This is a genomic window from Companilactobacillus nantensis DSM 16982, from assembly GCF_001435815.1.
Lineage (GTDB): Bacteria > Bacillota > Bacilli > Lactobacillales > Lactobacillaceae > Companilactobacillus > Companilactobacillus nantensis.
Genome location: NZ_AZFV01000025.1, coordinates 16,930 through 42,759, shown reverse-complemented (window position 1 = coordinate 42,759; position 25,830 = coordinate 16,930). Strand labels below are relative to the sequence as shown.

Genomic DNA, 25,830 nt, shown 5'->3' with positions numbered 1-25,830 from the left:
GAGTTATGTCACAGCCCCTTTTTTTGTCTTAAAAAAAAGAATTTTTTTAAAAATTCAGTATATCATCTGCTAAAAACAAAAGTTACAGATTAAGGAGAAAATCCGTATATCAATTTTTCTAATGTTATACAATTCAAATGTTACAAACAATACAATTTGGAGTTAATAAATGAGTGATTTCGAAAAAGTAAGACAATTCACATATTTAAATGCTGATAATGTAGACCGTTATCGTCGAATTATGAGATTCTTTTATCTTCAAAATCAACGAATGAATAATTTGTTGTACAAGGAAGATATTTTGAAGGGTGTCCATATGTCTGGTCTAAGTGAATATACAACTAATCAACTGGACAATGATCTTTCAGGATTGGTTGAGTGGGGAAATTTGCAGGTTCAGCAAGAGATGAGTCAACCAAAAACCATTGAAGAATATCGTAATAAACATTTTCGTTATCAGATCACAACGGTGGGGATTGAAATAGAGGAATTTATTCAAGCACTTCCAGAAGAAGATGATAATACAAGTGACCTTGATTCACATATGTTCAAACGTTTTCTAGAGTCTTTAAAAATCATTAATTCACTATCAAATCAAGATTTACTTGATGGTTGGGATGATCTACAAACTAGATTTGATAAGATACGTAAGAATGCAACAGGTTATATTGCATATTTGACTAGCAGTAGAGTGGAAGATTTAATGCAGACAACTGAATTTCTAGTTTACAAACTAAAATTTGTGAAATATTTGCGGGAATTTATTAGAAGTATGCAGCAAACGAGTATAAAAATAAGCTTGGCACTGAATTCTGTTTCTCAGGATACAATTACTAATATCGTCAAACTACAAGAAATACACGAGAGCAATAAATTAAGCTTGGGACAGCAGAATATCGAAGGTGTAGAGAAACGTGTTCGTGATACATGGAAATTTATGTGTTATTGGTTTATGGATACTGACAGTCGTGAAAGTGAATATACTAATTTAATTAGCCAAACTAATGAAGCCATGAGTCGAGTGACTAACATTATTCAGGCCATTACTGAAAGCAATTTGCAATATCATAGTCGATCTAAGGACTACTTGAAAATTGCAGAATGGTTTCAAGTGTTGGTTGATAGTGATGAATCTGAAGAAAAAAGTTTTTTCAAAGCAAATAAATTATCGGCAACACTGTTTGGAGCAAGCAAAACGAGGCATATACAATCATGTAACATGGATGTTACCAGCCAGTTGGATGACATTTGGAAGATGACAGTACCTACCACATCGTTAACTTCTAAGAGTCGTAAGAACCGCCCTCGAGTGGCTAACAAATCATTTATAATCAATTCGGAAAGACAAGAAGTAGTTAGAAAGAGAAAACTAGAAGAACGCAATAAAAACCAACAGCTTTGGAATAGTTATTTAAAAAACGGTGAACTAGTTTTGTCAGATAATAACCATTTACCAAAACAAATTAGGCGTGAGCTGATAAGATATTTTTCTATTGCAATAATGACAACCAATCATCGTGTTTCTACACAATTAGGTTGGATTTTTGAAATCGAGATTAACCCTGAAAAGAAAGTTACTATTGAATTTGATGATGGATATCTAACGCTTCCAGATGCTAAATTCAAAATTGTGGAGGGAATAGCATAATGAAAGATGATGAAGATGTAAAAATTTGTCTTGATAGATTGTTAGAATTCCACGTGATTTTAGAAAAAGACAATCAAGAAATTTTTCGGTTAATAAAAAAATATTCGAAAGATATTCAAAAAATTTGTAACAACGATTTGAATATGGCTTTAGTTTTAAATGCACACTTTGCAAAGATAGAAAAAAAGCCATTCCATACAGAGGCATTCATGGGTATTGAAGGATTTAATGAGACAAGCGATTATGTGATGTTTGCGTGTGCAATGGCATTTGTTGAAGAAAGTGGGCCGGAATCTCCATTCATACTGCCAGACTTGACTAGCTATTTAAAACGGACCATGCCTAATGATTTAGATTGGACACAGTATCATATTCGAAAAAGGCTTGTTCGTATTTTACAACAGATGATTGCTTTAAAAATAATTATTGTCTTAGATGGAAAATTCGATGATTTTGATAGGAATGAGGAACAGGTGGCATTGTTTAACTCGACTAATTATTCTAGGTACTTTTTAAATATGTTTTCGAAAAATATACAGTCATTAACTGATTCTAGTGAGTTAGTTCCTATAAGTGAAACTAAGAATATTAGTATGCAGGTGATTCAAAGATTATTCTTGTCGGTTGGAATTTGTCGAACCAATGAAACAGAATCCTTATTTAGGTATATGCGCAGTGAACAAGAACGTTTGACCAAGTTTTTCGAAATTAATTCATTTTATGAATTTGAACTTTCAAAAAATCTTGGAATATTAGTGAGTGAAAATCGACGAATTGGAATTAAGTATATTCCTGATAATGGAAGTAGTGGGGATCTATTAATGCTAATAGGATCAAAAATTAGAAATCGAAGTTTTGTACCAGATGAATTTGGTCAACTTCACTTAAATCTTACACAATGGCAAAGTATTGTTTCTGAAGTTGTACAGAAAAACCGAGAATTATTGTCAAAAGCTTACCGAGAAAAATCATTTGAATCAATAGCAAAAGAGTTGTTGATGCAAACGGTCAATGATGGTTTGATACTCCAAAGTGATGGTTTATTGTTAGTCACACCAATATTTTATCGTCTCAATGGGGAGTTTACACTAAGTGAGTAGGGAAAATATGGAAAATAAATTTGTTTTGAATCGATTGGGCCTAATTAATTTTTGGTATTATCAAAATCAGGTTTTTGAATTGAGTGATGGTCATCTATTATTCCGAGGTAGAAATGGGGCCGGTAAGTCTATCACTATGCAGAGTTTGATGCCGATTCTTTTAGACGGTAATGTTGAGCCTAGTAGATTAGACTCCTTTGGTAGCCGTGATAAAAAAATGATTGATTATTTTTTAGGTGATGAGGATGTAAATGGGAAGGATAAAGAAGGAGTTGGGTATTTATGGGCTGAATATAAAATTGGAGAGCAATATATTACAACCGGTATCGGGATGCGTGGTGGAAGGAAATCCACTAATCTTAATCGTTGGTACTTCGTAATAAATGATGGTCGTAGAATAGGTTCGGATTTTTCTTTAATGATTAATGAAACTACGAATTCTGCTATCACATTGAGTAAAAAACAGTTGAGAAACAGGTTAGAGGGTAGTGGGCAAGTCTTTAACTCTCAGAAAGAATATGCAAATTATATTAGTGAAAATATTTTTGGATTTAAAAATATTGATGATTTAGAAAACACTATCAAATTGCTGATTCAATTAAGAAATCCAAAATTAAATAATGATTTGAAGCCGGCTAAACTTGAAGGTATTTTATCTGATTCTCTGCCAAGTCTGACCGAAGATAATGTTCAGGACAGTGCGAGAACATTGGACCAAATCGATCAGTCAAATGCAAATATTGATCACAATGAATATCAGAAAAAAGAACTACAGCCATTACTAAAAGCCTATACAAATTATAGGCGGCATCAACTAGTCGCCTTAGCTCATGTTACGGAAAATCATCTGCAGCAAGCTGAAAAGTTAACACGGAAATTTTCTCAATTGAATTCGAAACGTAGAGAAATCGAAAATAAGCGAAATTCAATTAATGAATCCAATATAGAACTAGATAGAGAACTTGATTCAAATATCCAATTAAAAGAAAAGTTAGCAGGTAATGAAGGTTTTAACTTAGTGGAAGAAGCTAAAAAGCTAAGACAAAAACTCTCACAGATGAATCAAAATGAGAATAATAAGAATGACAGGATTTTGATTTACGAAGGTGATATAAAAAAACTTCAAGATAAAATATCTGATTTAAAGAAAAAAGAAACGAATTATGAAGAAAATCTTACTCAAATATCTAAGACTCTTGAATATTTAGCGGTTAAGTCTGGTTTTTATAAACAGCATAAGCAAGTCTTTTTGGTTGCTAGTGATTACCCAAGCGTCGATATTGTACAATGGAAAAAAGAATCTATTGAAAATTTGGATTGCTTAGAAAAGATAGTCAATAAATATCAAGAATGCGAGTGGATTCAGAAAAACGTTGATCAATTGGATAGACAATTGGAAGATGAAAATAAAAAATTAAATGACTATAAAATGAAACAAAGAAATTTGGAATCAAAATATAGTGAGGAGTTATTTGATTTAAAACAAATGTTTCAGAAATATAGTGATAGTTTAAAATTTGAAATTGACAAGGATGTTGTTGGAATAATCCAAACTAATTTAGATAAGATATATACCATTGATATGCCAAGATTATCGAAAGTGATTGAACCATTGATAGACGTATTTAATGAGAAAAAAGGAATCATACAAAATGCAATTCAAGAAATTAATTACAATATTGATAATGTTAATGTAGAGATAGAAGAACTTCAAACAGAACAAGATGAAATTAGAGCACAGAAATATCCTGTACCGGAACGGTTGCACTATCGCAAAAAAATTAGACAGAACCAAAAGTTGATTCCCTTTTATCAACTTTTGAAATTTAAAGAAAATGTTGATACTTCAACTATAAATCAAATAGAAGGTGCCTTACTAGAGAGTGGCATTTTGGATGGATTGGTTTCACAAGACGGAGTAATTACAATTGGCGACACGACCTTGAAAGCTAATCCAAAAATGTTTATGCCTACTTTGATGGATTATTTAAAACCTGATATTGATGTTACAACAGCAATTCCTGAATCGCTAATATATGACCTATTGAGTAGCATAGCTGTTAACAAAGATAGTACTGATGTTGATGTTGTTATTACGCCAGATGGTGAGTTTCAAGTGGGAATCTTAGTTGGAAAAGCGAAGGACAACTATGAAGCACAATTTATTGGTGCTACGGCACAAGAACGTTTTCGTAAAGCTAGAATAGACAACTTACAAAAAAGAATTGATGATAAATTAATTCAATTGAAAAAATTAGAGAATTCTTTAACCGAAAAAGGGAATCAAATAGATACTTTGGAAAAGGATATAGTTAGAATTCCCAAAGACGATAATTTATCTTTATTAAAATTTCAATTGGAGGATGTCAATAGAAACATTGAATCTCAAACGAAAACAACTATAGATTTTAGTGAAAGATTAGAGCACAAAAAGGAAGAATTGCAATATTATTTTTTAGAAATCAAACAATTAAGTAAGAATTATCAGACTATTTCAAAAAGTAAGTCAGCATTTGAATCGGCTAAGAATGGAATGCAGCAATATGTTAATTCAATCAATGATTGGAACAAAGAACTAAGTCATATTAGTAATCTAATCGAACGAATTAAGGATTTAGAAGAATCATTGATTAGAATGAATAAGGAATTAGCTGTAAGACAAAAAGAATTATCTCAATTGATTAGTGATATTAAAGATATTCAATTTGAGATTAAGGTAAATGAAGATCGCCAACGGATTGCTGGTAATCTAGACACAATTAACAGACGGCTTGTCGAAATAGGAGAAAGAATTGATCAAATCAAATATGTACAAAAGGAGAATAGCGTTAAACTTCAAGATTTAGCTGGGCGATCAGAAAAAACTAAAATAAATATCGTAAATCTTCAAAAAAAGTTAGACTTTGAATGTCCTTTTTCAAAATTATTGGTAGAGACTTTGAATCAGGAATTATACTTAGAAGTAGGATCCAATCAAGATTTACAAAAGGAATTTAAGGATAATTTGATTTCAGATGAGGCAATAGATTCTGAAACTTTAAATCATGATATTGAAATTATGAATAGTAAATTCAGTGCTCAGAGTAATAGTTTGTTGAATTTCAGGCCAAGGCAAAAAGCGAGAGATACTTTAGATGTCCCGGATTGGATTAAAAATTTCCCTAAGAATAGGGGGGACATTGATTTCTGGAAATTGTACTTGAATCATCATCAAGAAGTATTGGTTGAATTATCAGGTATTGATGAGTTAATAACTAAGTTAGATCACCAGCTTAAAGAACAGATGCAAGTTAACCTTGAGGCAATGACAGAAGCTGAAGAGAAATTATTCAGGGAAATTATTTTTGATAGTCTGGGTGAAGTTATTAGGCAAAACATAAATAAGGCCCAGGACTGGATCGTAGATATGAATCAGATATTAAGCCAGCAGGAAAATAATTCTAACTTGAAGCTTAGTATTAAGTGGGAAATTAAACCTTCAGATGAATTGAGTAATAATGAGAATCAAGAAGGTGTTGCTCTTTTGAAAAAAGATCCGAAGGTTTTGAACCATCAAGATTTATCTAAAATTAAAACTTTTTTGAATAGCAAAATTAATGAAAAAAGGATTGCCTATGAAGATCATGGTCAAGAAATTCAAATGACGAAAATATTGAGGGATGCATTGGATTATCGCAATTGGTTTCAATTTAGAATATTCTATACACAAAATGGTAAAAACAAACGTCAATTGACTAAGGTCGTTTTTAACAAACTTTCTGGTGGTGAGAAAGCAATTACGATGTATACACCATTATTTGTTGCTATGTCAGCTCGTTATAACAATGCACGTAAGAATGCTCCTCGAATCATTACATTGGACGAAGCTTTTGCCGGAATTGATGAGAGTAACATTAGCCAGCTTTTTAAAACTATTGATCAATTAGGATTTAATTATATTATGACTTCTCAACAATTACAGGCAGAGTACGATACTGTACCTAGTCTTAATACATATGAATTGCTGAGAGATAAAGGTAAAGATGGTGATTTGGTAACTGCTATTCAATTACATTGGGATGGTAAGGAGAGGGTAGAAAATAATGGACAATAAAATACATGAAGCTATTTTCTATTTTGAGAGTGATCCTGAGCTTTTGCACGTTATTAAGGAAATTGCAAAAAAATATTACTATTATGGTGAATTCAAAGGTTCTATAAATAAATCAGATCTGAAGAATGTTGAGGCACTTTTGTTATTTCTCGGAATAAGCCAATCAAAATGGAGAAAAACAGAACGGTTTCAGGTAACCGAATTTATTTCTGCTTATAATGACAGTAAATTTGGAGAAATCAATATAAAAACAGTTATTGAATTTATTATTGGAAAAAAATTACTTACCAAAAGAGATATCGATGCAGGAATAGAGATTCGATGGCAACAATATCTTTCTAAAGTGTCAGAAATAGCACCGACGGTATATAAGCTTTTGGCAGTATCGATAATTAAACGGAATTTTAACAAGGAGTTAAGTATTGATAGTTTTCAAAAGGTTGAATTAGCATTAAAAAATTTGCCAACAAAATTAACTCGCCTGCCAGTTTTTGCTTATCAATTGTTTGAAAATCCTCATAGTTTGGATAAAGGAAGATTGTTAGGAAATTTATTTTATGATTGTATAGTGTCAATGGGTGTGAAAAATCGAGATAATATTGACGTATATCTAGCTGTCAATATTGTAAAAGATGATATTTTGAATTTTGTGACTGTTAAGAATTTGAAGGGAGATTCGCCCATTTTTAAAGCTGCAGCAGATAATCACTTAATTTGGAATGTTCCACTTATGCAGTTAATGAAGATGAAAATAATTGAACCCATTATAGGTAATAAAGTCTTTTTAATTGAGAACTCTAGTGTTTATGCAGTAATTGCGGATAAATTTAAGATGGTACCACTGATTATGACTAGCGGCCAGTTTAAATATGCAACATGGAAATTACTAGATTTATTACCAAATAATATTGAAATTTATTATTCAAGTGATCTTGATCCAGCTGGATTGGTTATGTCCCAAAAAATACTTGAAAAATATCCCAAGAGGGTCCATCTTTTTGGTATGTCGGATCAATTGTTTGTTTGTGAATATACAACCAGCCTGAAAAAATTAAGTATCAAAACTGATGTTTTGAATGGTATAAAAAATGAAAGATTATTATCTCTCAAATTATTAATGAAAGAAAAGCAATGTGTTGTTTTTCAAGAAGCTATAATTTCTGAATTAATTAAAAGTATCGAGAAACACTTGAAATGTTAACTATAAAAACAAAAATATTATGTAATATTTCCATCTGTGATTATAATAGATATGGTTTGAAATTAAATAAAGAAGGCATAAATAAATTATGGATGAAAAAAGTAATAATTTAATAAAAAGTCTAGGTGCCGTTTATAACAATCAAATAATTAAAAATAATGCAGAACTAAAAAAGGTCGTCGCAGAATGTGCCCGACCTTTGATGGGAAACAACGATGACAAAGTTTATTTTGAAGTTATTGCTAAGTTATCCCACTACATTGTCAATTACTATCAAACAAGTAGGGAAGACGTCCCTGAAGAAATTAAAGCAATCTATGAACAAATTCAAAAGGATGTTCCCGCTAAAAGTGTTGTTGGTAAAAGGTTACGTAGACAGTTTAAAGATGATAAATTGGCCTCAATTTTGTAATAAGTTTCTTCCTATATAAAGGGATCTTTTAAATGAAGGTCTCTTTTTTCGTCTTTAACAAATTTGATTTGTGCACTGATAATAGTTTGCGAATCTTTTGAATCGTAGCGTTCAATCTTAGTATTGATTTCTTGAAGGCTTTCGGCTAAAAGCTGTTGTTTCTGTACGACATTTTGCTTATGTTGCTGCAACATTTCTTTACGTTGGTCGATTGTACGGGTGCCCTGCATACAAAGTTCGATATATGTCTGAATATCTTTGATTGGCATGCCAGTATTTTTTAGACAACAAATTGTTTTAATAAAACCAAAGTCTGATTCGGAGAAAACACGATAGCCGGCTTCGTTTTTTGATACAAACGGTAAGAGTCCTTTTTTATCATAATAACGAATCGTTGAAATAGGTAATTTGAAATAATCGGCAACTTCTTTAATTGAATACGTTTTTTCCATAAAATCTCCTCCGAGAGCTTGCTATAAACCGTAGTTTAGGGTTTAAAGTGATGATAATCAATAAGATAGAAGATATCAAGGAGTATTACATATGAAAAAGGTATTAGTAACGGGTGGAACAGGCTTTTTAGGATTACAAATTATTTTACAATTATTGGAAAAGGGCTATGACGTTAGAACAACGATTCGCAAGGATAGTGGAGAAGAAAGAATTTTAAAAGTGTTGCAGGCTAACAATGCTCAAAATTTGGAAAACTTATCATTTATCAAGGCAGATCTATCTAGTGATGACAACTGGGTAGAGGCTATGCAAGACCGTGATGGTGTATTCAGTGTTGCTTCGCCCGTTTTCTTTGGGAAAATTAAAAATGAGGCTGATGCAATCAAGCCAGCGCTAAATGGAACATTACGTATTTTAAAGGCAGCAGATCAAAGTGACGTTAAACGAGTGGTTATGACCTCTAATTTTGGAGCAGTTGGTTTTAGTAAGCAGAGCGGATTAACAACTGAAAAGGATTGGACGAATGAGAATCAAACTGGTTTGTCAATTTATGAAAAGTCGAAACTTTTAGCTGAGAAGGCTGCATGGAAGTATGTTGCTCAATCAGATGTTAATTTGGAGTTAGTGACTGTTAATCCAGTAGCAATTTTTGGACCATCATTAGATGCTCATGTTTCCGACAGTTTTGATTTATTGAAGAATCTGTTATCGGGAAAGATGAAATTAATTCCTGATTTACCATTGAACGTAGTTGACGTTAGAGACGTGGCTGCCATTCAAATTAAGGCTATGGAAACTCCAGAATCCGCTGGTCAACGTTTTATTGCTTCAGCAGATGGAAAGATAACCATGCGAGAAATTGCCAAGTTAATTCGTACTAAGCGTCCACAAATAGCTCAAAATGTTAGCTCAAAGAATTTACCAAATTGGGTACTCAACCTGGCTGCAGTTGTCAATGAAACAGCCAGAGAGGGTAAGCTGATGAAAGACATGAATCGGAATGTCAGCAATCAAAAAGCAAAGGATATGTTAAACTGGATACCACAATCTGATAATGAACAGACCGTGTTAACGGCAGTTGATAGTTTGATTAATTATCAAGAGGTTTAAATATTTGTATTCCGTTATTAATTATGCTAAATTAACATTATTGAATTTTTCAACCAACTAACCAGAAAGTTCTTTCAATGTATTGACAGAATACAACTTTGTTGGTATAGTTAATAACTGTTGAGATTAAGCAGAAGCGCCCGCTTCTCACCTATGCAATTGCCTCTAGGTTAATACGATTACGTAGATAATTATAGTGGGCATGCTTGTGCAGCCTGCTTTTTTTTGTGGGCTAAATTACTCCGGAGGTGACTACTCATAGCAAGAGATTTATTAATAAATGATCAAATACGTGCTAAAGAAGTACGACTAATTTCTGAAAATGGTGATCAAGTTGGTGTTAAACCAGTAGCTGAAGCACAACGTTTGGCTGAAGCGGCTAATATGGACTTAGTTCTAATGTCACCAGGTGCTAAACCACCTGTTGCCAGAATTATGGACTACGGTAAGTATAAGTTTGATCTTCAAAAGAAAGATAGAGAAGCACGTAAAAAACAGAAAACTGTTAGTCTTAAGGAAGTACGATTGAGTCCTACTATTGAAGCAAACGACTTTAATACAAAGCTTAATAATGCTCGCAAGTTCTTGGCTAAAGGTGATAAGGTCAAAGTTTCTCTTCGCTTTAAGGGTAGAGCAATCACTCATAAAGAGATAGGTAAGGAAGTCTTAGACCGTGTTGCTGAACAGACCAAGGATGTTGCTACGGTAACTACAAGGCCTAAAATGGACGGTCGTAGTATGTTCTTAATGCTTGATCCAATTAACGCAAAAGATAACAAAAAGAAAAAATAGTGGAGGGATTTCCAATGCCTAAACAAAAGACACACCGCGCATCAGCAAAGAGATTTAAGAAGACTGCTAATGGTGGTTGGAAGAGAATGCATGCTTACACAAGTCACCGTTTCCACGGTAAGACAAAGAAGCAACGTCGCCAATTGGCTAAGCCAGGTATGGTCAGCTCAAGTGATATGAAACGTATCAAACAAATGTTAGCTACATACTAATTAATTATTTTTTTTAATCAAAAGGAGGAGTCATTATGCCACGTGTAAAAGGTGGAACAGTAACTCGCAAACGTCGTAAGAAAGTTTTAAAATTAGCTAAGGGATATCGTGGTTCAAAACATATCACTTTTAAAGCAGCACATACACAAATCATGGTTTCATACCGTTATGCATTCCGTGATCGTCGCCAAGTTAAGCGCGACTTCCGTAAGATCTGGATTGCCAGAATCAATGCTGCTGCAAGAATGAATGAAATCAGTTACAGCAAATTAATGCATGGTTTGAAATTAGCTAACGTTGACATCAACCGTAAGATGCTAGCTCAAATCGCTATTGAAGATCCAAAGGCATTCACAAGTTTAGTAGATACAGCTAAGAAAGCTTTAGCTTAATTTTTTAAAACGTAATTTGGATAAACCCAAATTACGTTTTTTTACTAATTTGCAGAGATGAGGATTAAATTAATGTTTAAACCGTATATTATGCTTGATAAAATCACTGATATCACTGTTGAGGATTTAAAAGAACTCGGTATCACAACTATCATGACAGATTTAGATAACACACTTTTGCCATGGAATAGTAATGATTATGATTTATCACTCCGTAAATGGCTTAATCAAATGGCCCAAAATGATATAGAAGTTATGATCGTGTCTAACAACAGTTATGAACGTGTGGAGAAAGCTGTCCGTGAGTTACCCGTCAGCATCGTAGCTCGGGCTGTGAAACCATTGCCATTCGTGATCAAGAAACATATTAAAGAAGAAAGTATCGATCCAAAAAAAGTCTTATTTGTCGGTGATCAAGTCATGACAGATGTTTTAGCTGGTAATATGGCTAAGTTAAAGACTGTTTTGGTCAAACCGTTAGTCGATACAGATGCTAAGAAAACCCGCGTTAATAGATTTTTTGAACGTCCGATTCTAAAAGTTGAACAAAAGCGTGATAAGAATTTATATTGGAAGGATTCATTAAATGACAGAAAATGATGAAAAGTTGTACTGCATGGGTTGTGGTGCACAAATTCAAACTGAGGATAAAGATAAGCCAGGATATGTTCAAGCTTCTACTTTAAAGAAGTACCTTGAAGATGATGGCGACGAAGAGAAAGAACTCTTTTGTAAGAGATGTTTCCGTCTTCGTAACTATAACGAAATCACTGATGTTGACGTATCAGACGATGACTTTGTAAAGCTTTTGGATTCAATTGCTGACGAAGATGCATTAGTTGTGAACGTTGTTGATATCTTTGATTACGAAGGTAGTGTTATCCCTGGTTTGCAACGCTTTGTTGGTGACAAGAAGATTCTAGTTGTCGGTAATAAAGTTGATTTATTGCCTAATTCAGTTAATAACAATCGTTTATTGAACTGGTTGCAACAAAAGAGTAAGGAAAATGGTATCAAGTCAGTCGATCAAATTATGGTTTCTGCAGTTAAGGGAACTAACGTTGATAAATTGATGGATATGATTGAAAAATATCGTGATGGTAAAGATGTTTACGTCGTTGGGACAACTAATACTGGTAAATCAACTTTGATCAACCGGATTATTAGTGCCAGAACTGATGTGAAAGATTTAATCACAACTTCAAGATTCCCTGGAACAACTTTGGATCAAATCGATATTCCATTAGACGATGGTCACAATTTGATCGATACACCAGGTATCATTCACCGTTACCAACTAGCACATTTTCTTAATGCTAATGATTTAAAAACTGTTACACCAAAGAAACCATTGCGTCCAGCGACATTCCAATTACGCGATAATCAAACGATTTTTGTTGCCGGTTTGGCTAGATTCGATTTTCTAAATGAACGTACAAATGCAACATTCTACGTTACACAAGGATTGCCACTCCACAGAACTAAGACCGAAAATGCTGATGAATTTTATGAAAAGCATCTTGGCGATATTTTGACACCACCAACTGATGTAACAGAATTCCCTGAGTTCAAGAGTCAAATCTTTTCTGCTCATGAAAAATCAGATATCGTTATTTATGGTTTAGGCTGGCTAACAATCCCTGCTGGAACAAAGGTTAAAGCTTACGTTCCTGATGGAGTACGTGTTTCAATTAGAAACGCAATTATTTAAGGAGAATTACATGATTATTAAAGGAAAAAAGAACCGTTACTTGAGAAGTCAAGCCGCAACAATGAAACCAGCACTCCAAGTTGGACGTGAAGGAATCACTGAAAATCTTTTGAATCAATTTGAAGTTTTGATTGAAAAGAGCGAACTTATCAAGATTTCACTTTTGCAAAATACCCAAGTGGAACCTCAAGATATGATTGATGCTTTAAATCAATTTGATGACAGCATCGTACCAATTCAAACAATCGGTTCAAAGATGATTTTTTATAAGAAAGCTTCTAAGATTAAGAATCGTAAATATTCAATCGAATTAGAAAAAATGTAGGGTGGCCGCCTGCGGTCGCACGAATCTTTTTAAGCCGCTGTGGGACCGGTTCGAGCCAAGGTCTCGAACCAAGGTCTCGAACCTCGCTTTTGAACTTCACGAAAATCGCGTGAATTCCAAAAGACGTCCTTGTTGTAAGGACTAAAGTCCTAACAACAATTTCACTGCGGCTTAAAAAAGATTCGTGCGACCTCCGGCTAATGTGTTGGTTAGCTTGAGTGTTGTTAACTACGCTCAAGTTGATTAAACGGTTAAATAAGTTTTGATGTTTCTTAAATAATTACATCAAAAGTAACTTCAATCTTAAAAATAATACAAAACAACGCATTATTTTAGTCGGAGGGGACGATGGTGGATGAAGTCAGCCGCGAAGGTGGTGTAAGAACGGTGATTTTCCGTTCTTACACCACGGACGTCTTTTGAAACTCGCGGTTTGTGTGAGGTTCAAAAGCGAGGCGCGAGACCTTGGCTCGCACCGGTCCCAGGGCAGACTTCATCCACCATCGTCCCCGGAGACGGCATCATTAAATTAAATTTAAGTGATAAAAATATGAATACTCAAAAACAATTATTAACCAAAGCAAAATTAGAATTTCATAGCAAATTGCCTAAGCGTCATGTCGGTATTTTAGGTGGGACTTTTAATCCAATTCATCTCGGTCACTTAGTGATTGCAGAACAAGTTTATGAACAACTTTGTTTGGATAAAGTCTTATTTTTACCTGACAAAATTCCGCCTCATCGTGGAGTTAAAAAGACGATTCCTGATATTAGTAGTGATGATCGCATTGAAATGATTAAACTTGCCATTCGTGATAATATGCATTTTGATTTAGATCTAACTGATATTCGTCGCGGTGGTGTTAGTTATACTTATGAGACTATCAAGCTGTTGAAGGATTTGAATCCGAATACGGAATATTATTTTATTATTGGTGGCGATATGGTGGAAAATTTGCCTAAATGGTCACACATTGATGAATTGGTACAAATGGTTCATTTTGTTGGAGTTTGCCGAAAAGGTTTTGAGAAAAAGTCAAACTATCCTATACTTTGGGTAAATACTCCTGAGCTAGAAATTAGTTCGAGTATGATTCGTGAGCGTATTCAAAAGGGACAATCAGTGAAATATCTGATTCCTGATGATGTTGCGTGGTACATAAAGGATAGGGGACTTTATAATGACTGATTTTAATTATGGTAGTATTAAGCAGGGATTGGATCGTGATGAGCTTTTAAGTCGGATGCAGGACAACCTAAGTGATTTTCGCTATGGGCACTGTTTAAGAGTTGAAAAAGTTAGTCGTGCTTTAGCTGCAGAATATGATGGTGATGTTAATCGTGCCGGCTTAGCTGGTTTGTTACATGACTACGCTAAAGAACGTGATGATCAAGAATTTATCGATACAATTAAAAAACATGATTTAGATCCTGACTTGTTAAACTACAATAATGCTATTTGGCACGGAATTGTTGGTGCTGAGATTATTAAAGATGAATTGGGTATTTATGATGAGGATGTTTTAAACGCTATTAGAAGACATACCGTTGGCTCAACACATATGACACAAGATGATAAATGTGTTTTTGTGGCTGACTTTATTGAACCAAACCGTGATTTTCCAGGAATTGACGAAGCAAGAAAGTATGCCGAAAAATCCTTAGATGCTGCGGTGGAATTTGAATTAAAACATTCAGTACAACATTTAGTAGATAAAAATAGAACAATCTATCCAGCAACTTTTGTAAGTTACAATTATTGGATAGCTAAAGGAGATTTATAATTTGGACTCAAAAAAAATAATGGAAATTGCTGTGAAAGCAGCCGATGAAAAGCACGCAAATGACATCAAAGTTTTAAATATCAGTGAAGTAAGTATTGTGGCTGATTACTTTGTAATTATGGATGCTTCATCACAACGCCAAGTCGACGCTATTGTTCAATCTGTTTTGGACAATGCTGGTAAAAATGATATCGAAATTGGTCACGTTGAAGGTAACCGTAACTCTGAATGGGTTCTAATTGACCTTCACGATGTTATTATCCATGTCTTTACTTCAGAACAACGTGACTTCTACAACCTTGAAAAACTTTGGTCAAACGCACCAGAAGTTGATATTTCAAACTTGGTTACTGAAGAATGATTTACAACTCATTTGCACGTGTTTACAGTGAATTGATGGATGATTCACTTTATGCTAAATGGGCACAATACGTTGAAAAACAAGTTTCTGCAGATGATAAGAAACTCCTAGATGTTGCTTGTGGGACTGGGGATTTAACGATTCTCTTGGCCGATAAGTTTCAAGTTACGGGGACTGATCTGTCTGAAGAAATGTTAAAAATTGCGGATGAAAAGGCCAAAAAAGCTCAGAAGACAATTCCATTTGTGCAAAGTAATATGATGGATCTATATGATTTCGACAAGTTCGACGTCATTACATGTTTTGATGATTCAATTTGTTACTTAAAGGACGAAGATGAATTGGCAGTGGCTTTTAACCAAGCATTTGAACATTTGAATGCTGGTGGAAAATATTTATTTGATGCCCATTCTTTGTATCAAATGGATGAAGTTTTCCCTGGTTATATGTTCAATCATCGAACAGAGGATTCTGCCTTTATGTGGAACAGTTTTGAAGGCGAGTATCCACACAGTATCGAACATGAATTGACATTCTTTAATTGGAACGAAAAGATCAAGGGTTATTCAGTCAACACTGAATTACACAAGGAAAGAACTTATCCAGTTGATACTTTCGTCATGATTTTGAAGGATATTGGTTTTAAGAATGTTCAAGTTACTGCCGACTTTGGCGAATCAGCTGTGCAAGATGATTCAACACGCTGGTTTTTCTCTGCAGAAAAATAGAGGATCTAAAAATGAAAGTTTATGGTTTAATTGCCGAATTCAATCCGTTTCACAATGGTCATAAATTGTTCATTGATTCGATTAAACAAAAATATCACCCTGATGTATTGATTGCCGTCATGTCTGGCAATTTTGTCCAGCGGGGTGATTTTGCAGTTTTAGATAAATGGGACCGAGCTAAGTTAGCAGTTGAATTAGGCGTTGATCTAGTTGTCGAATTGCCGATGGCATATGCAGTTGAACCGGCGGAATTGTTTGCACAAGGAGCAGTTAAACTGTTGCAGTTGGCTGGAATTGATACATTAGTCTTTGGAACTGAACAACCAACTGATTTTTTAGAGATTGCCGATAAGATTAACCACTCTGCTGGAATTTTTAAACAAGACTATCAACAAAGTTCAGCTACCAATTTGACGAATTATTATCAGTCATTAGATATCGACATTACTAAATTGCCAAATCAACTATTAGGCTTAAACTATGTGCAACAAATTCAACAACACGATTTTCCAATCACTGTCCAGACGATTTTACGTGAACCGAGTGATTTCAGTGCGACGAAGATTCGTCAAAGGTTAGCTGCAAAGCAATCAATTGCTGGTTTAGTACCATTGTTAACGCAGGAACAATTGGTTGAACAAAATTTGGTGACATGGGATGATTACTTTCCATATTTGAAATATCGTATTACGAGTTCATCGGTTACTGAATTACAGTCAACTTATCAGATGGTTGAGGGTTTGGAATACAAATTGAAGAAAGAAATTGTTTCAAGTAATAATTTCACTCAATTTGTTGAACAAGTTAAGTCAAAACGCTATACTATGGCTCGGCTAAGACGTTTGATGATCTACGTATTGTTGAATGTTAAGGCTACAGAAATTAATAATGTTTATAAAAATCCTTATTTACGAGTATTAGGATTTAACAAGGTGGGACAAAAGTATTTAAATACTTTAAAGAAAACTGATGTTAAACTCATTACACGTGTTGGGAAAAAAGAAAATGAATTGCTTGATCTAGAAATCAAAGCGGACCGTGTTCGTCAATTGGTTACTGGTCAGGAAGAAAATTTTGGAAAAATGCCTTATATGAAAGGGGTAAATTAATGCTAAATTGGGATGTTCAAGACGTTCGTCGTTACAAAGACAAACCCTTCGAATTTGAGGAAAAACTCGATTTAACTGCTGAACTAAAGCAACGTTCAAATGAAATTTTAGACGCTACACCAGTTGAGGTTGCCGGCCAATTGTTTAATGACAATGGACTAGTTATTTCAGATGTAAAGGTCAAAACAACTTTGAAAGTTCCTTCCACAAGAAGTTTATTGCCAGTTGAATTACCACTAGATATTCGTATTAATGAAGCTTACAACGTTGAAAATGTTGAGACAGAAGACTTGGAAGACTACAATGTCGTTATTCCAGTTGATGAAGAAGACCCAACGATTAATGTGTATGAGTCAATTATTGATAATATTTTGTTGAGTATTCCGCAAAAAGTTTTAACCGAAAAAGAAGCTGCTGAAAATATCATGCCTTCTGGTAAAAACTGGGAAGTCATCTCGGAAGATGATTTTAAGAAGCAAAAAGAGGAAGAACATGTTAATCCTGAATTTGCTAAATTAAAAGATTTATTTAAAAATAATGATGAGAAGGAGTAGTTTTTATATACTCCTTTTTTATTTTTTTGTTAAGATGAATATGTGAACAAAAATCGGAGGTAATTATTATAATGGCGAAACCACAAATTGGTGTTATCGGTATGGCTGTCATGGGTAAGAATCTTGCCCTAAATATTGAAAGTCGCGGATATGAAGTTGCTATCTATAACCGTACAGGTTCAAAGACTAAGGCGGTTGTTGAAGAGCATCCAGAAAAGAAATTAGTACCTAGTTATACAATTGAGGATTTTGTAAACTCACTAGAAAAACCACGTCGTATCATGATGATGGTTAAAGCTGGTGCTGGTACTGATGCTGTTATCGAACAATTATTACCTTTACTAGATAAAGGTGATGTGTTGATCGATGGTGGTAACACAAACTTCGAAGATACTATGGAACGTAATGCACGTTTAGATAAATCAGGAATTAACTTCATCGGTATGGGAGTTTCTGGTGGTGAACTAGGTGCACTTCAAGGTCCTTCATTGATGCCCGGTGGCCAAAAAGAAGCTTATGACTTAGTTGCTCCTATTTTGGAACAAATTTCAGCCAAAGCTGACGAAGACGGTGCCCCATGTGTTACATATATCGGACCTAACGGTGCTGGTCACTATGTAAAGATGGTTCATAACGGTATCGAATATGGTGATATGGAATTGATCTCAGAAAGTTACAACTTGTTGAAGCACTTGTTTAACAATGACGTTAACAAGATTGCTGATGTCTTCAATGACTGGAACAAGGGTGAACTTTCAAGTTACTTGATTGATATCACTGCTCAAATCTTGACAAGAAAAGACGATGAAGGCTCAGATGACTACATCGTTAATAAGATCATGGATAAAGCCGGTAACAAGGGTACTGGTAAGTGGAGTTCACAAAGTGCTCTAGAGCTTGGTGTTCCACAATCATTGATTACTGAATCAGTTTACTCACGTTACGTTTCTGCTTATAAAGACGAACGTGTTAAAGCAAGCAAGGTTCTACCAGCTCCAGCTAAGACTCCAGAAATCAAAAATATGGATGAATTAGTTGCTAAGATTCGTAAAGCTTTGTACTTCAGTAAGATTATCAGTTATGCTCAAGGATTTGCTCAAATGAAGGCTGCTTCAGACCACTATGATTGGGATCTTGACTATGGTAAGATTGCTCAAATCTGGCGTGCTGGTTGTATCATTCGTGCCCAATTCCTACAAAAGATTACTGACGCTTATGATGAAGAACCAAAACTAGATAACTTACTACTAGACGATTACTTCAAGGGTATCGTTGAAGAATATCAATCAGATGTTCGTGATGTTGTGAGCTTTGCCGTTCAAGCCGGAATTCCTGTTTCAGGTTTCATGGCAGCTATTTCTTACTACGATCAATATCGTTCAGAAGTATTGCCTGCTAACTTGATCCAAGCTCAAAGAGACTACTTCGGTGCTCATACTTATGAGAGAAACGACAAACCAGGTACATTCCACTATACTTGGTACGAAGAACAATAATTTAATTTGAGATTAAATAATTAAATTAACCTCCATTTCAGATATTGAAGTGGAGGTTTTTATTTGGGATGCCGCCTCCAGGAACAAGAAATTTAGGTCGCTATGGGGACCGGTTGGAGCCAAGGTCTCCAACCTCGATTTTGAACCTCGCAAAATACGCGAGTTTCAAAAGTCGCCCCGTGGTGTAAGTGCTAAAGCACCAACGCCACCTGCACAGCGACCTAAATTTCTTGTTCCTTCCAGCTAGTTTATTAGTTGCTAGTTTTGTAAATTAAACAGAAAATTTTTTTATTTTATTACTTTGTAAGAGATTTATGAGATTATCATTTGATAAATTTAAGATAAACAATTTCGGATAATTTTTTTAGTATAAATATTTATGGGATGCAATTATTGTTTATATTGAAGATGGTTTATATTTAAATTGATCTAGCAGGTAGACTTTCTCCCGGCTGGAGGCGGCATGATGGAAAACTTTTAATCTTTAAAAGCAATATTTTTACTGTTTTAAAAAAATAAAAATTAAAGCTTGTCTTCTTTTAATTTTTGCTATATGTTAAAATCATTAATGCATTGCCAACAACGTGACATATTCGAAATAATGATTAAGCTATAATTAAAGATAATTTAATATTTTATGTATAGGAGATACGTATGGCTAAAATACTTGTTATTGAAGACGAAGAGAACATGGCAAAATTCGTTCAACTTGAACTTCAACATGAGAACTACGAAGTAACTGTTGAACGTGATGGTAGAACCGGCCTCGAAGCAGCGTTATCTGAAGATTGGGATTTGATTCTTCTTGATTTAATGCTTCCCGAGTTAAACGGTATCGAAGTTTGTCGTCGTATTCGTCAAGAAAAAAATACTCCAATTATTATGATGACTGCGCGTGATTCAATCATCGATCGTGTATCTGGTTTGGACCACGGTGCTGATGATTATATCGTTAAGCCATTTGCAATTGAAGAATTACTTGCTCGCATTCGGGCATTGTTAAGACGCATTGATTTAGATATTGATGTAACTAGAAATAATGATCAAGTTCTTAAATATAAGAATCTTGTGATTGATAAAACTACTCAAACATTGAAACGTAACGGTGAAGTTATTGACTTGACTCGTCGTGAATATGACTTATTGAGTGCTTTAATGGAAAATGTTGGTACGGTCTTGAGTCGTGATGACTTACTAGAACGTGTTTGGGGAACAGGTTCTTCAACTGAAACTAACGTTGTTGATGTTTACATCAAGTATTTGAGAAATAAGATTGATCGAGCTGGTGCACCAAGTTACATCTCAACTGTTCGTGGTAAAGGGTACGTGATGCGTCGATGAGAATTTCGATTAGATTTAAATGGACGGCATTGATTTCAATCGTCATTTTGATGGCCTACATTTTTGTTGGTATCTTAGCGATGCGAACAGTTCAAAGTGTGGCTTCAGTCAATGAAATCCATTCATTTACAACGAAGTTGATTATTGGTGGTGTCGTAGTCTTTATTTTGGGAGTCGTGTTAACTTTTTATGCGGTCACATTAGTTTTGAATGATTTGCGTAAAATCAACAAAACAATTGATGATTTGAATAAAAAACCTGACTCTGATTCACGTATTAAATTACGTAAAAGAAATGATGAGATTTACGATTTAACTGTTAATATCAATAAGATGTTAGACCGGATGCAAGCTTACACTAATCAGCAAAAGGAATTCGTGGAAGATGTTTCTCACGAACTTCGGACGCCAGTAGCTGTGCTGGAAGGTCACTTGAGTATGTTACAACGTTGGGGCAAAGACGATCCAGAAGTATTAAATGATTCAATCAACTCATCCTTGCAAGAGTTGAAACGAATGCAATCCTTGATTCAAGAGATGCTAGATCTTACACGTGTTGAACAGATCGACAGTGCATATTTGGAACAGACAACAGAAGTTAAGCCAATGTTTACGCAAGTTTACAATGACTTTAAAATGTTGCACCCAGATTTTGTGATCAATTTCGATGACGATATCCGTGAGGGTAGTGAAGTTAAGATCTATCGCAATCACTTGGAGCAAGTGTTGGTGATTTTGCTGGACAATGCTTTTAAGTATTCAGCTGATCGAAAAGAAATTAATTTGGCTGCTTCAACTAATTCCGCATTACTGGAAGTAGTTGTTCAAGATTATGGCCTAGGAATCGCTAAAAACGACCTTAAACGCATTTTCAATCGATTCTACAGAGTTGACAAGGCTCGTTCTAGAAAACGTGGAGGGAACGGTTTAGGACTTTCTATCGCCAAACGTTTAATTGAAATCTATCATGGTAGTTTGGAAGTTGAAAGTGTCGTGGGTTCCGGGACAGTTTTCAAAATTGAATTGCCATTGATTCAAAAGGTTCCTGAAGAAGAACAAACTGAAAAAGAAGCCACTGAAAATAATCAAGCAACAAATAATAAAAAGTAATTCTCAAATTGAGAGTTACTTTTTTTCGTTTTCGGACCTTTTTGGCTCAGTCGCAAAAAAGGTATATTATAAAAGACAAGTTATTTTGGGGGGACATCATGAGGAAAAATGGACTAGCTGTCATTCTTTTAGGGCTGCTGCTTCTAGTAGTTGGTTGTGGCAAAGTCACGACTAGTCAAAAAAGCAGTCAAAGTACTAAGACGACAGAAAAAACAATCGATTACGCACAGTTGAGTGATTCTGAACAATCGGAAATGACGTTTACTTTTGTCAGAAATAACGACTCTTCAGCAGTTGATTTAAAAATTGTTAATCGAACAAGTAAAAACGTAACTTTCAACGGAAATAAATTTATTTTGATTTATCCCAAGAAATCGCAAATTAATTCAACTAAGGATTCAACTATTAAAATTGGCTCGAACAGTACGAAAACTTTCAAAAACTTATTTGAAGGGCTAAACAGTGCTGATTTTTCTACGATTGGCTTGTATTGTTACAAAAATAAAAACAATAAATTAGCTTACAGTGAAATTAATTCCTTATCTGCTAAGTCGACTAATTTAAAGGAATCGAGCTTGCAAAAGGCTTATAAGACAGCTTCTACCAAGAAAAAACCAGTTGTTAACAAAAAGCCTAAAGCTAGAAATGATACCGAGCGTCAAAATTCAGTACCAACCGGTCAAATTACTAGTGGACAACAAGCCGTAGCACTAGTTCAGAGTATGAACGGTCCAGCTCCACAAGGGACTTCATATACCTTTATGACCGATGAAACTTCTGGTACGAATGGTTTAGTTAAAACCAATGATGGCCAGGCAGTTTATTGGGTTCGATTGTTTGAAAGTGGCAATGGCGTTGCAATCACAGTTGACGATTGGACAGTCTTTCCAAACCGGACTGTAATTCATCAAGCACCACCAGCTGTTGGAGAATCAAAAAACAGTCAAACTCAAGATAGTGATGATAATGATTCAGATGATGACAACTCGGTAGATAGTAACAATCAAAGTGATTCTGATGAAAATACAGATACAAATGATGATTATGATGTTGACGATGTCGATTGATTTTTAATCAGTCTTTTCTAGTATTAGGGGGAAATTTAAGAATGAAACAAAAACATATTTATCTTTATATGTTATTAGCCAGTTTTGTCAGTTTTCTATTTGTTTTAGGCAATGTAGAAACTGTTCAAGCTGGAACGGTCAATGATTACATCATTAGCAATCGTATTCAACCAGCTAAGATTCAAAATCGTGAGGGAACATTTAGTAATTGGACACCTTACGAAAATGGTGTTGGTAAGCCTGAAGGAGTTGTTATTCATGAGACAGCCGATGACCATGCTAGTGCCACGGCAGCTAATGAAGCAACGTATTTTAACAACAATTGGCCTAAAATAAGTGCTTACGTACATGCGTTTGTCGATAATAATGAAATTATCAATATTCACAACACAGACTATGGTGTTTGGGGTGCAGGTGCCACAGCCAATAGTAAATATATTCAAGTGGAATTGTGCCATACGCATGATTACGATTCATTTGCTAGATCAATTGCAAACGATGCTTACTATACTGCATCAAAATTGATTCAATATAATCTTCCAGATAAACCAGAAGTGACAATTGTTTCACACAATCAGGTCAGCAAGATGTATCACGAAACAGATCATACCGATCCAGTTGGCTACTTTAACAACTGGGGGTACAGCATGTACCAACTTTACGATATGATTGGTTATTACTACAATAATTTGAAAACTACCGGCAATGTTTACGGCGGAACAAGCGCAGCTTCAACAAAACCTGCCACTAACAGTGCTAATACAATCAATGTTAAAAATGCTAACGGTGATTTTGTTCCAATCGTAGCATTTAATAACGACGGAACAACAAGAAGAGTTATGGATCGTGCATTAGCCAATAATTCAGCTTGGTATACTGATCAAGTTAAGACATCAGAAGGAGTAACTTATCACCGTGTCGCAACAAACGAATGGGTTGCAGCCAGTTACGTTATTTAAGTTCTTGTAGACTGAAAATTATATTAAATTATGCTAATTTGGAAAATCCACCATAGGAGATCGATTGATTCTCCTATGGTGGATTTTTTTTTGTTCAAAAAAAGACCAAGCAATCAAATTAATGATTTGCTTGGTCTTCTATGGTTGTAACGTTAAAAACGTTAAAAACAATCAAATTGATTATTTTTTGTTATTACGATTTTGTTTACCCTTATTTAACTCACGAATGTTCTTGTGGAAATCTTTAGCATCTTTTTCCTCGGCAGCTCTTTGTTCAGGAGTTACGTTAGTAGTTGAAGCTGATGCAGTGGCTGAACCGGTACTATTTAAAATACCCTCAAGCATTTCTTTTGTAACAACAACCTTAACCGGATTCTTTTCGAGTTCTTCATCAGTTCTCTTTCTAATCTTAGGTGTGATGATGTAATTTGTAATAAATTGTTGAATCAAAATTACGATACCACCAACCAAGAAGTAAAGAGCTAAAGCGGCTGTAGAAATCAATGAAATGAAGAATGTCATCATAGGACTCATCAAAATCATTGTTTGCATTTGTTTTCTTTGTTCAGGAGCCACAACTTGAAGTGACATCCAACCCTGAATCAAGTAGAAAACAGTCGCGATAATAGCAATTAACATACTTGGCTTTCCTAATGGGATTGATAGGAAAGTAGCTGAACCAATTTGCTTAGAATATTGTACGGCTTGATAAATACCAATCAAAATTGGCATTTGGAGAAGTAATGGGAGACATCCCATACCACCAGTTAGACTCAAGTTGTTCTTCTTATAAACATCCATCATCAAACCACTGATCTTTTGTTGTGCATCAGGACCCTTGGCTTTCTTTTGGTATTCTTGAATCAACTTCAATTGTGGTTGAACGGCACGCATTTTTTCTTGTTGTGTAGTTGACTTGTATTGTTGGTTCAATGACAACGGAACAAGCACTAGACGAACAACGAAGGAAATGATTACGATTCCCCAAGCATAAGCGTTCTTACCACCGACAGTTTGTGCTGTCTTAAGAATCAAGTTTTGGAAAGGAATTCCTAGCCATTTATAGATAAATCCATATGGCCCACTAGTAGGAGCATGTAAATTAGCTGATGAGCCTTGTGCACACCCCGTCAAAACTAGTGTCAGTACTAAGACTAAAGACAGTACTGATAAATATTTGACGTATTTTTTATTCACTTAATAAACCACCCTTTTGATTGTATACAGACTATAAAGCGAAAGTTTGTTGATTACCTTAAAGTTTATTAAGTTATATTTCTAAAAAATCAAATTAAAGATTTAGAACAAAAAAATAAACTAGCCGGAGGTTGTGAGAGATTTTGTCAGCAGACAAAATTCTCTCACAACCGGAGGCGGCATTAAAATAACAATGAAACAATCGACCTTTAGTATACAAAGTAATATACGTTAACTCATTTGACGTTTCAACCAATCACGGTAAATTTCGTGTAATGTTGCAAGTCGTCAGAAAAAGTATAGTCCATTTTGTTCACTTTTCCAAAGGGAGATGGGGAAGATTTTATTCGATTTAAAAAAATATAAAGAATCTTTTCATCAGCCTCGGCTTCTATTGAGACTGAACCATCCATTTCGTTACGTACCGTACCAGTAACACTTAGTTCTTGTGCTACTTGGAATGTCGAATAACGAAAGCCAACGCCTTGAACCAAACCATTAACATTAATGGAAAGATGTTTCACAACTAATCACCTCAAATTTTGAATGTATTAACTATATTATGTATTAAAAAAATCCTACTAAATTTTAACCTTAATTGAAAGGTAAATAAATATTATCATAGGATTTCGTTATATCAATTATGTGCGGTTCCAAAGAAAAACTATCCGGAAGA

Annotated in this window: 26 protein-coding genes; 23 read left to right on the top strand and 3 right to left on the bottom strand. The window is 34.6% G+C overall.

The genetic code is table 11. The annotated features are described in order from the left end of the window. Window positions 1–169: 169 nt before the first annotated feature. The 5 genes from FD31_RS10630 to FD31_RS10610 all read left to right on the top strand — a co-directional run bounded on the left by FD31_RS10630 (window position 170) and on the right by FD31_RS10610 (window position 8,454). Window positions 170–1,648, top strand: coding sequence for a TIGR02677 family protein (locus FD31_RS10630; protein ID WP_057892758.1), 1,479 nt, complete (start codon window positions 170–172; stop codon window positions 1,646–1,648). After that, a complete protein-coding gene (locus FD31_RS10625; protein WP_057892757.1) occupies window positions 1,648–2,748 on the top strand; it encodes a DUF2398 family protein in 1,101 nt (366 codons plus the stop codon). Before FD31_RS10630 ends, FD31_RS10625 begins: the two co-directional genes overlap by 1 nt. 7 nt (window positions 2,749–2,755) lie before the next feature. Beyond that, window positions 2,756–6,841, top strand: a complete 4,086-nt coding sequence (locus tag FD31_RS10620; protein ID WP_147007380.1) for a TIGR02680 family protein — start codon at window positions 2,756–2,758, stop codon at window positions 6,839–6,841. Further along, window positions 6,831–8,042, top strand: coding sequence for a DUF2399 domain-containing protein (locus FD31_RS10615; protein ID WP_057892755.1), 1,212 nt, complete (start codon window positions 6,831–6,833; stop codon window positions 8,040–8,042). The genes FD31_RS10620 and FD31_RS10615 overlap by 11 nt, the downstream gene beginning before the upstream one ends. An 88-nt stretch (window positions 8,043–8,130) precedes the next feature. Beyond that, entirely contained in the window at window positions 8,131–8,454 is a 324-nt protein-coding gene (locus FD31_RS10610; RefSeq protein WP_057892754.1) for a bacteriocin immunity family protein, read from the top strand. A gap of 11 nt (window positions 8,455–8,465) precedes the next feature. On the opposite strand, the gene FD31_RS10605 is transcribed toward FD31_RS10610, so the two are convergent. Then, window positions 8,466–8,906: a MerR family transcriptional regulator gene (locus tag FD31_RS10605; RefSeq protein WP_057892753.1), complete on the bottom strand. Its 441-nt coding sequence runs from the start codon at window positions 8,904–8,906 to the stop codon at window positions 8,466–8,468. A 91-nt stretch (window positions 8,907–8,997) separates the two neighbouring features. On the opposite strand from FD31_RS10605, the gene FD31_RS10600 reads away from it, so the two are divergent. The 18 genes from FD31_RS10600 (at window position 8,998) to FD31_RS10515 (ending at window position 23,957) form a co-directional block, all read left to right on the top strand. Beyond that, on the top strand, window positions 8,998–10,017 hold the full coding sequence (locus FD31_RS10600) for an NAD-dependent epimerase/dehydratase family protein (protein ID WP_057892752.1): 1,020 nt from the start codon (window positions 8,998–9,000) through the stop codon (window positions 10,015–10,017). 258 nt (window positions 10,018–10,275) lie between these two features. Continuing rightward, window positions 10,276–10,809, top strand: a complete 534-nt coding sequence (gene infC / locus FD31_RS10595; RefSeq protein ID WP_057892751.1) for a translation initiation factor IF-3 — start codon at window positions 10,276–10,278, stop codon at window positions 10,807–10,809. Window positions 10,810–10,823: 14 nt separating this feature from the next. Next, window positions 10,824–11,021, top strand: coding sequence for a 50S ribosomal protein L35 (gene rpmI / locus FD31_RS10590; protein WP_025084493.1), 198 nt, complete (start codon window positions 10,824–10,826; stop codon window positions 11,019–11,021). 35 nt (window positions 11,022–11,056) lie between these two features. Beyond that, complete coding sequence (gene rplT, locus FD31_RS10585) at window positions 11,057–11,413, top strand: 50S ribosomal protein L20 (protein ID WP_057892750.1); 357 nt, start codon at window positions 11,057–11,059, stop codon at window positions 11,411–11,413. Between the two features lie 72 nt (window positions 11,414–11,485). Continuing rightward, window positions 11,486–12,013 carry a YqeG family HAD IIIA-type phosphatase gene (locus FD31_RS10580; RefSeq protein WP_057892749.1) on the top strand — a complete coding sequence of 176 codons (528 nt, stop codon included), beginning with the start codon at window positions 11,486–11,488 and terminating at the stop codon, window positions 12,011–12,013. Next, window positions 12,000–13,124, top strand: a complete 1,125-nt coding sequence (yqeH, locus tag FD31_RS10575) for a ribosome biogenesis GTPase YqeH (protein ID WP_057892748.1) — start codon at window positions 12,000–12,002, stop codon at window positions 13,122–13,124. Before FD31_RS10580 ends, yqeH begins: the two co-directional genes overlap by 14 nt. Window positions 13,125–13,134: 10 nt before the next feature. Next, window positions 13,135–13,449 (top strand): YhbY family RNA-binding protein, encoded by a 315-nt coding sequence (locus FD31_RS10570; RefSeq protein ID WP_057892747.1) that lies wholly within the window; start codon window positions 13,135–13,137, stop codon window positions 13,447–13,449. Window positions 13,450–13,999: 550 nt separating this feature from the next. Beyond that, window positions 14,000–14,638 carry a nicotinate-nucleotide adenylyltransferase gene (locus tag FD31_RS10565; RefSeq protein ID WP_057892746.1) on the top strand — a complete coding sequence of 213 codons (639 nt, stop codon included), beginning with the start codon at window positions 14,000–14,002 and terminating at the stop codon, window positions 14,636–14,638. Beyond that, the gene (gene yqeK / locus FD31_RS10560) at window positions 14,631–15,233 is read left to right on the top strand and encodes a bis(5'-nucleosyl)-tetraphosphatase (symmetrical) YqeK (protein WP_057892745.1); all 603 of its coding nucleotides are present in this window, start codon (window positions 14,631–14,633) and stop codon (window positions 15,231–15,233) included. The genes FD31_RS10565 and yqeK overlap by 8 nt, the downstream gene beginning before the upstream one ends. 1 nt (window position 15,234) lies before the next feature. Continuing rightward, window positions 15,235–15,594: a ribosome silencing factor gene (gene rsfS, locus FD31_RS10555; protein ID WP_057892744.1), complete on the top strand. Its 360-nt coding sequence runs from the start codon at window positions 15,235–15,237 to the stop codon at window positions 15,592–15,594. After that, entirely contained in the window at window positions 15,591–16,322 is a 732-nt protein-coding gene (locus tag FD31_RS10550; RefSeq protein ID WP_057892743.1) for a class I SAM-dependent DNA methyltransferase, read from the top strand. The genes rsfS and FD31_RS10550 overlap by 4 nt, the downstream gene beginning before the upstream one ends. Before the next feature lie 11 nt (window positions 16,323–16,333). Further along, a complete protein-coding gene (locus FD31_RS10545) occupies window positions 16,334–17,431 on the top strand; it encodes a nucleotidyltransferase (protein WP_057892742.1) in 1,098 nt (365 codons plus the stop codon). Beyond that, window positions 17,431–17,985, top strand: coding sequence for a YceD family protein (locus FD31_RS10540; RefSeq protein WP_057892741.1), 555 nt, complete (start codon window positions 17,431–17,433; stop codon window positions 17,983–17,985). The genes FD31_RS10545 and FD31_RS10540 overlap by 1 nt, the downstream gene beginning before the upstream one ends. A 71-nt stretch (window positions 17,986–18,056) precedes the next feature. Then, window positions 18,057–19,481, top strand: coding sequence for an NADP-dependent phosphogluconate dehydrogenase (gene gndA / locus FD31_RS10535; protein ID WP_057892740.1), 1,425 nt, complete (start codon window positions 18,057–18,059; stop codon window positions 19,479–19,481). A gap of 654 nt (window positions 19,482–20,135) precedes the next feature. After that, window positions 20,136–20,822, top strand: coding sequence for a response regulator transcription factor (locus tag FD31_RS10530; RefSeq protein WP_041499563.1), 687 nt, complete (start codon window positions 20,136–20,138; stop codon window positions 20,820–20,822). Continuing rightward, a complete protein-coding gene (locus tag FD31_RS10525; protein ID WP_057892739.1) occupies window positions 20,819–21,931 on the top strand; it encodes a sensor histidine kinase in 1,113 nt (370 codons plus the stop codon). The genes FD31_RS10530 and FD31_RS10525 overlap by 4 nt, the downstream gene beginning before the upstream one ends. Window positions 21,932–22,029: 98 nt before the next feature. Beyond that, window positions 22,030–22,998, top strand: coding sequence for a hypothetical protein (locus tag FD31_RS10520; protein ID WP_057892738.1), 969 nt, complete (start codon window positions 22,030–22,032; stop codon window positions 22,996–22,998). Window positions 22,999–23,039: 41 nt separating this feature from the next. Further along, entirely contained in the window at window positions 23,040–23,957 is a 918-nt protein-coding gene (locus FD31_RS10515) for a peptidoglycan recognition protein family protein (RefSeq protein ID WP_057892737.1), read from the top strand. A gap of 180 nt (window positions 23,958–24,137) precedes the next feature. Here FD31_RS10515 and yidC read toward each other — a convergent pair whose 3' ends face one another. Next, on the bottom strand, window positions 24,138–25,154 hold the full coding sequence (yidC, locus tag FD31_RS10510; RefSeq protein ID WP_057892736.1) for a membrane protein insertase YidC: 1,017 nt from the start codon (window positions 25,152–25,154) through the stop codon (window positions 24,138–24,140). 248 nt (window positions 25,155–25,402) lie between these two features. Beyond that, window positions 25,403–25,678, bottom strand: a complete 276-nt coding sequence (locus FD31_RS10505) for an acylphosphatase (protein WP_057892735.1) — start codon at window positions 25,676–25,678, stop codon at window positions 25,403–25,405. Window positions 25,679–25,830: the final 152 nt, after the last annotated feature.